We start from the raw sequence: 8,123 nt of genomic DNA on the forward strand, positions 1-8,123 counted from the left end.
TGCCGCCACCGCCAGGCGAGGAGCCGCCGCAGCCGGAGCGGGTGCGCCGGCCGCGGCCCCAGGACCAGCGGCCGCAGGCCGGAGACCGCCAGGAGCAGGCACCGGCATCGGTCCCCGAGGCCTTGCCGTTGCAGGAGCCGCGGCCGGCACCGGCCCTGCGCCGCCAGGAGGCGGGCCCGCAGCAGGAGGAGATGGCCGAGCGGCTGCGGCGGCAGCGGGAAGAGCTGCGCCGCCGGCAGGAGGAGGCGGAGCGGCGCCAGCTCCAGGACCTGGAGCGCCGGCAGCAGGAGATGGAGGACCGGCAGCAGGAGCAGCTGCGGCGGCTGCAGGAGATGGAGCGGCGGCAGCAGGAGCAGGCGGACCGGTTCCGCCAGGAGCAGCTGGAGCGGCAACAGCGCCAGGAAGACGCCATGCGCCAGGAGGAGCTGAAGAGGCGCCAGCTGGATGAACAGCAGCGGCAGCTCCTGGAGCGGCTGCGCCAACGGCACCAGCGCCAGCCGGAGCGGCAGCCGGAAGAGGGACAGGAAGAGCCGTGGCCGCCATCATCACCCTGACCACGGACTTCGGCCTGGCGGACGGGTTCGCAGGGATCATGAAAGGGGTGATCCTGGGCCTCGCCCCCGGAACGACTGTGGTCGATCTCAGCCACCTGGTGCCGCCCCAGGACATCCGGCAGGCCGGCCTCGTCCTGGCCGCCGCCTTCCGCTACTTCCCGGCCGGCACCGTGCACGTGGCGGTGGTGGATCCGGGGGTGGGCAGCGACCGCCGGGTGGTGGCGGTGGCGGCGGCCGGCCAGACCTTCCTCGCCCCGGACAACGGCCTTCTCTCCCCGGTCCTCCGGCAGGCGCCGGCCGACCAGGCGGTGGCCCTGGACCGGCCGGAGCTGTACCTGTCGTCCCTGTCCCGGACCTTCCACGGCCGGGACCTCCTGGCGCCGGTGGCGGCGCGCCTGGCCAGCGGCTGGCCACTCGCCGCGGTGGGCAGCCCCGTGTCCCCCGACTCCCTGGTGCAGCTGGCCTGGCCCGAGCCGCGGCTGGACCTCCTGGCCGGCGAGGCCGCCGGCGAGATCATCGCCATCGACCATTTCGGCAACTGCGCCACCAACCTCACCCCGGCCCATGGCCAGGCTTTGCTGGCCGGCCATGAGGGAGCGACCCTGGAGGCGGTCTGCCGCGGCCGGTCCCTGGGCAGCCCCCAGACCTGCTATGCGGCGGTGACCGAAGGCGCGCCCCTCGTGCTGGTCAACAGCCGGAATCTTCTGGAGATTGCGGTGCGCAACGGCCATGCCGCAGGCGCCCTGGGGCTTGCCATCGGCACGCCCGTCGAGCTGCGGCGCCGGCCGCTGCCTCAGCCAGGCCGCTGATGGTGCACCGCCAGGGGGGTCACCTCCCCTTCCACGGGCAGGGTCAAGGTGGTGATGGAGCCGGGCCCCGGGTACCCGCCAGGGATGCCCCAGGGGGCCAGGCCGGTCTTGCCGGCGGCACTGGGCGGCTGGCCGTGGGCCCACAGGATGAGGAAGGCGATGGGGTCGCCGTGGCTGACCGCGGCCACCCATTGCCCGGAATGGCGGCGGCGCACCTGGCCGAGGAAGCGGATGAGGCGGCCGAGCACGTCGGCGGGCGTCTCGAAGGGCGGCCGGCTGTCCTGGTAGACATTGTCCGGCAGGGCATCCACCTCGGCGCCGGGCCGACCCTGATGCGGGCTGGCGACGTCGGTGAGGAGGTGGCAGAGGGCAAGGCTCAGACCCGGCTGCCGCTCCCGGATGGCAGCCGCGGTCTGGCGGGCCCGGAGCAGCGGGCTCGAGTAGAGGGCCGCCAGGGGCGTGGCCGCCAGGGCCAAGGCCGCGGCCAGCGCCTGGCTGCGACCAGCCGCTGCCAGGGGAAAGCGGGGCAGGCGGCCGTAGAGAACGTTCTTCGGGTTGTGCACCGCGCCATGGCGCACCAGGACCAGGTGGGTAGCCGACTCCGGCAGGCGGGTCCGCCGCATCAGAACCGCGATGTCGGCGCCAGCGGCGATGCTCATGGCAGGCAATCCGGAAGGAGGCGGCCCTCCGGCGGAGTCGGGGCCAGGCGCCGGAAGCCCCCGTGGGGCGGAATGAGGGGGTGGCTTCCCATGCCGGCTGCCTCTCTGGGGACAGGGGTCAGGGCGATGCTTGTTGTGTGGTACCACGGGGTCGGGGTATGCTGCAAGGTCATCCCCGGTTCCCGGTCGGAACACCCCCCTCTGGCGCAGGTCGATCCATGACGCTCCTCCAGATCCTCCTCGGCAGCTCCATTGGCAGAAAAGCCGTGGTGGCCGCCAGCGGTGCGGTCCTGGCCTTGTTTCTGGCCCTGCACCTGGCCGGCAGCCTGGTGACCTTCCTGGGGGCCGCGACCTTCAACGCCTACCACGCCGGGCTCCACAGCCTGGGGCCCCTTCTGGCGCTCCTGGAGCTGGCCTTGGCCGGCGCCCTTGTGGCGCATGCCGTCTTCGCCGCCTGGCTGTGGGTGGACAGCCTGGCTGCCCGACCCTGCCGCTACGCCGTGCCGGCAGCCTTGCGCGGGCGCCTGTCCTCCGGCACCATGCCCTTTACCGGTCTTCTCATCCTGGTCTTCCTGGTCGTCCATCTGGCCGACTTCCGTTTCGCCGCCAGCCCCTCGCCCCTGGCCGCCCAGGTGGTGGCCGCCCTGCAGGTGCCGCCCCGGGCCGCCTTCTATCTCCTGGCCGTGGCGGCCCTGACCGTCCATGTCAGCCACGGCTTCTGGAGCCTGTTCCAGACCCTGGGCCTCAGTCATCCGGGCTACAGCGCCCTCATCCGCCAGGCCAGCCTGGCCGGGGCCCTCGGCACCGGCGGTCTGTTCATGCTCATTCCGATCCTGATCCTGGCCAGCCGCTCCTTTCTGCGCTGACCGGCCGCGATCGGACCGCCGGTGCCGATACCAACCGTTCATCCACCGTCACCGCCGAGGATATGCCATGCCCCTCGACAGCCGCATCCCGGCCGGCCCGCTGGCGGAGAAATGGGACCGCTGCCGCTTCGAGGCCCGCCTCGTCAACCCGGCCAACCGCCGCGGCTTCCGGATCATCGTGGTCGGCACCGGCCTGGCCGGCGCCTCGGCCGCCGCCTCGCTGGGGGAGCTGGGCTACCGGGTGGACGCCTTCTGCCTCCAGGACAGCCCCCGCCGGGCGCACAGCATCGCGGCCCAGGGCGGCATCAACGCCGCCAAGAACTACCGCAACGACGGGGACAGCATCCGCCGCCTGTTCGACGACACCATCAAAGGGGGCGATTTCCGGGCCCGGGAGGCCAATGTCTTCCGGCTGGCCCAGATCGCCAACCGCATCATCGACCACTGCACCGCCCAGGGGGTTCCCTTTGCCCGGGAGTATGGCGGCCTTCTCGCCACCCGCTCCTTTGGCGGCACCCAGGTGGCCCGCACCTTCTACGCCCGGGGCCAGACCGGCCAGCAGCTTCTGCTCGGTGCCTACGGCGCGCTCATGCGGCAGGTCAAGGCCGGCACCGTCCACCTCCATCCCCGGACCGAGATGCTGGATCTGGTGGTGGCGGCCGGCCGGGCGCAAGGGATCGTGACTCGCCACCTCATCACCGGCGCGGTGCGCCGGCACGCGGCCCACGCCGTGATCCTGGCCACCGGCGGCTACGGCAATGTCTACTTCCTGTCCACCAACGCCGCCTCGGCCAACGCCACCGCCATCTGGCGGGCCTACAAAAGGGGGGCGGCCTTCGCCAACCCCTGCTTTGTCCAGATCCATCCCACCTGCATCCCGGTGCACGGCGACCATCAGTCCAAGCTGACCCTGATGAGCGAGAGCCTCAGAAACGATGGCCGGGTCTGGGTGCCGGCCCAAGCCGGCGACCGGCGGCCGCCGGCCGCCATCCCCGAGGGGGAGCGGGACTACTTTCTCGAGCGGCGCTACCCGTCCTTTGGCAACCTGGTGCCCCGGGACGTGGCCTCCCGGAGTGTCAAGGAGCAATGCGATCAGGGCAAAGGGGTGGGAGAGACCGGCCAGGCCGTCTTTCTGGACTTTGCCGAGTCCAAGGCCCGGGAGGGGACAGCCGCCATCATGGGCAAGTACGGCAACCTCTTCCACATGTACGAGAAGATCACCGGTGTCGATCCCCTGGCCGAGCCCATGACCATCTTCCCGGCGGTGCACTACACCATGGGCGGCCTGTGGGTGGATTACCACCTCATGAGCACCGTGTCCGGCCTCTTTGTCCTCGGCGAGGCGAACTTCTCGGACCACGGCGCCAACCGCCTGGGGGCCTCCGCCCTCATGCAGGGCCTGGCGGACGGCTCCTTCATCATCCCGGTAGCCATGGGCGACTACCTTTCCCGCCTCGGCCCCCAGCCCCTGGCCGACTCGCTGCCTGCCTTTGCCGAGGCCGAGGCCGCGGTCCGGGACCGGCTGGCCCGGCTTTTGGCCATCGGCGGCCGCCGCACGCCTGCCGACTTCCACCGCCAGCTTGGGCTTCTGCTCTGGAACCGCTGCGGCATGAGCCGCAACGAGGCGGGCCTGACCGAGGCGTTGAGCCAGATCCCGGCCATCCGGGAGGCCTTCTGGCAGGATCTCACCGTGCCCGGCTCGGGCCAGGATCTCAACCAGACCCTGGAGCGGGCCGGCCGGGTGGCCGACTATCTGGAGCTGGCCGAGCTTCTGGTCACCGATGCCCTGGCGCGGCGGGAGTCCTGCGGCTGCCATTTCCGGGAAGAGAGCCAGACCGCCGGCAACGAGGCCCGGCGGGACGACGCCGGCTTCGCCCATGTGGCGGCCTGGCAGCACCGCGGCGCCGGCCGGCCGCCGGCCTTGTTCCGGGAGCCCCTGGAATTTACCGCGGTCACGCCATCCCGGAGGAGCTACGCGTGAAGACCGTCAGCCTCAAGCTCCGGATCTGGCGCCAGGCCGGGCCCAGCTCTCCCGGCGCCTTCCAGGATTTCGACACCGGCCCCCTGGCCGCCGCCATGTCCTTCCTGGAGATGCTCGACGGGGTGAACGAGCGGCTGATCCTGGCCGGCCAGGAGCCCATCGCCTTCGACCACGACTGCCGGGAGGGGATCTGCGGCACCTGCGGGGCGGTGGTGGACGGCCAGGCCCACGGCCGGCAGGCGGGCACCACCTTGTGCCAGCTCTCCCTGCGCCATTTTGCCGCAGGCAGCACCGTGGTGGTCGAGCCCTTCCGGGCCCGGGCCTTCCCCCTGATCAAGGACCTGGTGGTGGACCGCAGCGCCTTCGACGCCATCATCGCCGAGGGCGGCTATGTGTCGGTATCAAGCTCAGCCGCTCCGGAGGCCAACACCCTGCCTGTCCCGCCGGACCGGGCCGAGGAGGCCCTGGACGCGGCGCAGTGCATCGGCTGCGGCGCCTGCGTGGCTGCCTGCCCCAATGCCTCGGCCATGCTGTTCGTGGGTGCCAAGGTCTCCCACCTGGCCCTCCTGCCCCAGGGCGACCCGGAGCGCCGGCGGCGGGTGGTCGCCATGGTGCGGCAGATGGACGCCCAGGGCTTCGGCCCGTGCGGCAACGAAGGCCTGTGCGAGCGCGCCTGCCCCAAGGGCATCTCCATCCGCCACATCGCCCGGATGAACCGGGAGCTGTGGCGGGCCGCCTTCCTGGCCAGGGATTGAAGGGCTCCGGCCTTTCAGTGCCGGGCCGGGCCGTTGTGCTCCTCCGGCCGGAGATCCTGGAAGGAGTGGGGGTGGGTGAGGTTGAAATCCCGGGCGTGCTCGGCATCGGCCCGTTCCTGGGAGAGCCGGAGGTTCTCCTCCACATCGCCCCGGACGCCCGTGTGCCCCTTGACGACGACGCGCCACCGGGAGCGCCTTGCCGAGCTGCGGAACTGGGCGGCCAAGCGAGCGCGGCCAGCCTCCGCCGACCCGGCTCGTCAGCCCTGAAGGCGGGGGTCATGGTGTGCCAGCTGCCGGCAGGTGGGCTGCCCCGGCGGCGGAGCTGCCCCCCACCATGACGGCCAGGATGCCGCCGGTCTCCTGCAGAACCTCCGCATGGCGGGTGAGATCGGCGGCGGTGCCGGTCGCGGACTCCGCCTGGGTGGCATGCTCCTGGGTCATCCGGTCCAGCTGCAGCATGGCCTGGCTGATCTGGCCGATACCCTGATCCTGCTGCTCCGAGGCCTGACCCACCTCGGCCAGCAGGGCCTCCATCCGGGTCACCGCCCCGGCGATCTCCGCCAGCACGGCTGCCACCCGCTCGGCGGTCCTGGCGCCCTCAATGGTGCGGACGCGGGTGCTCGCCACTCGCTGGGCGGTGTCCTCGGCTGCCCGTTTGCTCTTGGTAGCCAGGCTCCGCACCTCGTCCGCCACCACGGCAAAGCCGGTTCCCGCCTCGCCAGCCCGGGCCGCCTCCACGGCCGCATTCAGCCCCAGCAGGTGGGTCTGGAAGGCTATTTCGTCCACCGTGCGCATGATGCCGGCGATGTCCTCCCCGGCCTGCCGGATCGCCTGCATGGCCCCTTGCATCTCCTGCATGGCCTCGCAGCCGCGACTGGCGGTGGCACGCACCTCGCGGGCCATCGCCGCCGCCCGGCCGGCATTCTCGGTGTTGGTCCGGGTCATGGCCGCCAGTTCCTCCAGGGAGGCACCGGTCTCCTCCACCGCCGCCGCCTGCTCGGCCGCTGCGGAGGCCAGGGCCTGGCTGGCCTCCGCCACCGCACCGGCGGTGCCGTCGAGCCCCTGGGAGACATGCAACAGGGAGTCCACCATTCCCTGAAGGCGGATGACAATCCCGCGCCGCACGTAGAAGAAAGCGCCCAGGCCCATGGCAAAAATGGCCACCAGAGCGATCGCCAGCGCGGTGTTGCGGCCACGGGCGATGGCGGCCATGCGCATGGCCAGAAGGGAATCCAGCTCCTGCGCCGCCTTCGCCCACAGGGCGAAAGAGGCCTGCCGTGCCGCCTCGCCAGCTGCCAGTGCCGCCGGGGACGGCGGGCCGGCAGCTGCCTCCAGGGCCATCGCCTCCAGATGGCCGGCAAAGCCGTTGTTGGCCTCTTCATAGGCCTTGAGGGCCGGCCCCACGGCCGGCGCCAGAGAGGGTGAGGGACCGTGGAATCCTGGGTCCTCGTTCAGGGCGGTGGCGATGCCGGCGCTGATCCGGCCGCCGTCCGCCTCCCGCAGGAAGGCGGCGTGCACCGCCAGCTGCACCCGCTCGGCGGCGCTGGGGGCGCGGCCGGCCATGGCTGCCAGGCTGGCGCTGATGGCCGCCAGCCGCTCCTGGGTCTGGGGCAAGGCCAAGAGGGTGACGTCCATGAGGTAATAGCTGTCCAGATCCGGGTCAAGGATCAGGTTCGAGGTGTCGCCGGCATGGGCAATCATGCCTCGGAGATCGGAGATGAGGTGGCCGTGACGCTCCCGGCCGGCAGCGGCCGGCAGGCTGCCGGCTTCCGCGGCCAGCTGGTGCCATTCCCTGGCCAGGATCTCCACCCGCAGGTGCTCCCGGCCCCGGGCGGCCAGCCCCTCGGCCGTGAACTGCAACGCGCCGCCCACCTCGGCGTCCGCCGCGGCCAGATCGGCCAGCGCCTGGTCGACGGCAGCGGCGATGGCCTGCCGGTCCCCGCCGCCGGCCAGGACCCCGGGCGCGGCCAGGGCCAGCTCATGGTCCGCCACCAGCCGCAGCAGGGTCTCCAGAGGTCGCAGGATGCGGTTGCCTCGCATCTCCTGGGCCGCAAACTCGATGTCCTTGTTGTTGCCGGTGAGCACGAAATAGAACAGGGCTACCACCACGGGCAGGCTGGTGCCGATGGCGGCGATGAGGATTCTGCCCAGGAGGCCAAGGTGAAGGATCTTAAGGCGCATCGTCCACTCCTGCAGGAAAGGGGTTGGCGGCGGCCGCGGGATGGGACGTTGCCTCAGGCGCCGCTGCGGTAGGGAGAAAGGATGCCGAACTTGCGCATCCGGTAGCCGATCTGGCGCTCGGTGAGGCCCAAAGCGCGGGCGGCCCGGGCCTGCACCCAGCCGTGCCGCTCCAGGGCGGCCAGCACCTCCCGCCGCTCGAGGTCGGCCAGGCTGCCGCTGCCGGGGACCGGCGGCGAGGCAGCGCTCGCCGCCGGTGCGGCCGGTAGCGGCGGCAGTGCCTCCGGCTCGGCGGTCATGTAAGTGGGCAGGTCAGCCTTC

General features: G+C 72.0%; 9 protein-coding genes. 5 read left to right on the forward strand and 4 right to left on the reverse strand.

The window, feature by feature from the left end; genetic code table 11:
* Positions 1-554, forward strand: a 554-nt coding sequence (locus AB1634_17735; protein ID MEW6221356.1) for a hypothetical protein, incomplete at its 5' end; no start/stop codon positions are given.
* Positions 533-1,363, forward strand: a complete 831-nt coding sequence (locus AB1634_17740) for an SAM-dependent chlorinase/fluorinase (GenBank protein ID MEW6221357.1) — start codon at positions 533-535, stop codon at positions 1,361-1,363. The genes AB1634_17735 and AB1634_17740, both read left to right, overlap by 22 nt.
* Here AB1634_17740 and AB1634_17745 read toward each other — a convergent pair.
* Positions 1,348-2,022, reverse strand: a complete 675-nt coding sequence (locus AB1634_17745; protein MEW6221358.1) for a histidine phosphatase family protein — start codon at positions 2,020-2,022, stop codon at positions 1,348-1,350. The genes AB1634_17740 and AB1634_17745 overlap by 16 nt on opposite strands.
* A gap of 218 nt (positions 2,023-2,240) precedes the next feature.
* Between AB1634_17745 and AB1634_17750 the strand changes: the two genes are divergently transcribed.
* The 3 genes from AB1634_17750 (at position 2,241) to AB1634_17760 (ending at position 5,624) form a co-directional block, all read left to right on the forward strand.
* On the forward strand, positions 2,241-2,888 hold the full coding sequence (locus AB1634_17750) for a succinate dehydrogenase (protein ID MEW6221359.1): 648 nt from the start codon (positions 2,241-2,243) through the stop codon (positions 2,886-2,888).
* Between the two features lie 67 nt (positions 2,889-2,955).
* Positions 2,956-4,869, forward strand: a complete 1,914-nt coding sequence (locus AB1634_17755; protein MEW6221360.1) for a fumarate reductase/succinate dehydrogenase flavoprotein subunit — start codon at positions 2,956-2,958, stop codon at positions 4,867-4,869.
* On the forward strand, positions 4,866-5,624 hold the full coding sequence (locus AB1634_17760) for a succinate dehydrogenase/fumarate reductase iron-sulfur subunit (GenBank protein ID MEW6221361.1): 759 nt from the start codon (positions 4,866-4,868) through the stop codon (positions 5,622-5,624). The genes AB1634_17755 and AB1634_17760 overlap by 4 nt, the downstream gene beginning before the upstream one ends.
* A 14-nt stretch (positions 5,625-5,638) precedes the next feature.
* On the opposite strand, the gene AB1634_17765 is transcribed toward AB1634_17760, so the two are convergent.
* The 3 genes from AB1634_17765 to AB1634_17775 all read right to left on the reverse strand — a co-directional run.
* Positions 5,639-5,848, reverse strand: coding sequence for a hypothetical protein (locus AB1634_17765; protein MEW6221362.1), 210 nt, complete (start codon positions 5,846-5,848; stop codon positions 5,639-5,641).
* 52 nt (positions 5,849-5,900) lie between these two features.
* Positions 5,901-7,805 (reverse strand): methyl-accepting chemotaxis protein, encoded by a 1,905-nt coding sequence (locus tag AB1634_17770; protein ID MEW6221363.1) that lies wholly within the window; start codon positions 7,803-7,805, stop codon positions 5,901-5,903.
* Positions 7,806-7,858: 53 nt separating this feature from the next.
* Positions 7,859-8,123 (reverse strand): helix-turn-helix domain-containing protein (locus AB1634_17775; GenBank protein MEW6221364.1); only part of this gene is annotated, 265 nt, incomplete at its 5' end.

It is taken from the genome of Thermodesulfobacteriota bacterium, from assembly GCA_040755095.1.
Taxonomy (GTDB): Bacteria; Desulfobacterota; Desulfobulbia; order Desulfobulbales; family JBFMBH01; genus JBFMBH01.

Excerpts from the sequence above, each read along its gene's own strand:
- AB1634_17770 (MEW6221363.1), bottom strand. The coding sequence starts at position 7,805 with ATGCGCCTTAAGATCCTTCACCTTGGCCTCCTGGGCAGAATCCTCATC.
- AB1634_17745 (MEW6221358.1), bottom strand. The coding sequence starts at position 2,022 with ATGAGCATCGCCGCTGGCGCCGACATCGCGGTTCTGATGCGGCGGACC.
- AB1634_17750 (MEW6221359.1), top strand. The coding sequence starts at position 2,241 with ATGACGCTCCTCCAGATCCTCCTCGGCAGCTCCATTGGCAGAAAAGCC.
- AB1634_17755 (MEW6221360.1), top strand. The coding sequence starts at position 2,956 with ATGCCCCTCGACAGCCGCATCCCGGCCGGCCCGCTGGCGGAGAAATGG.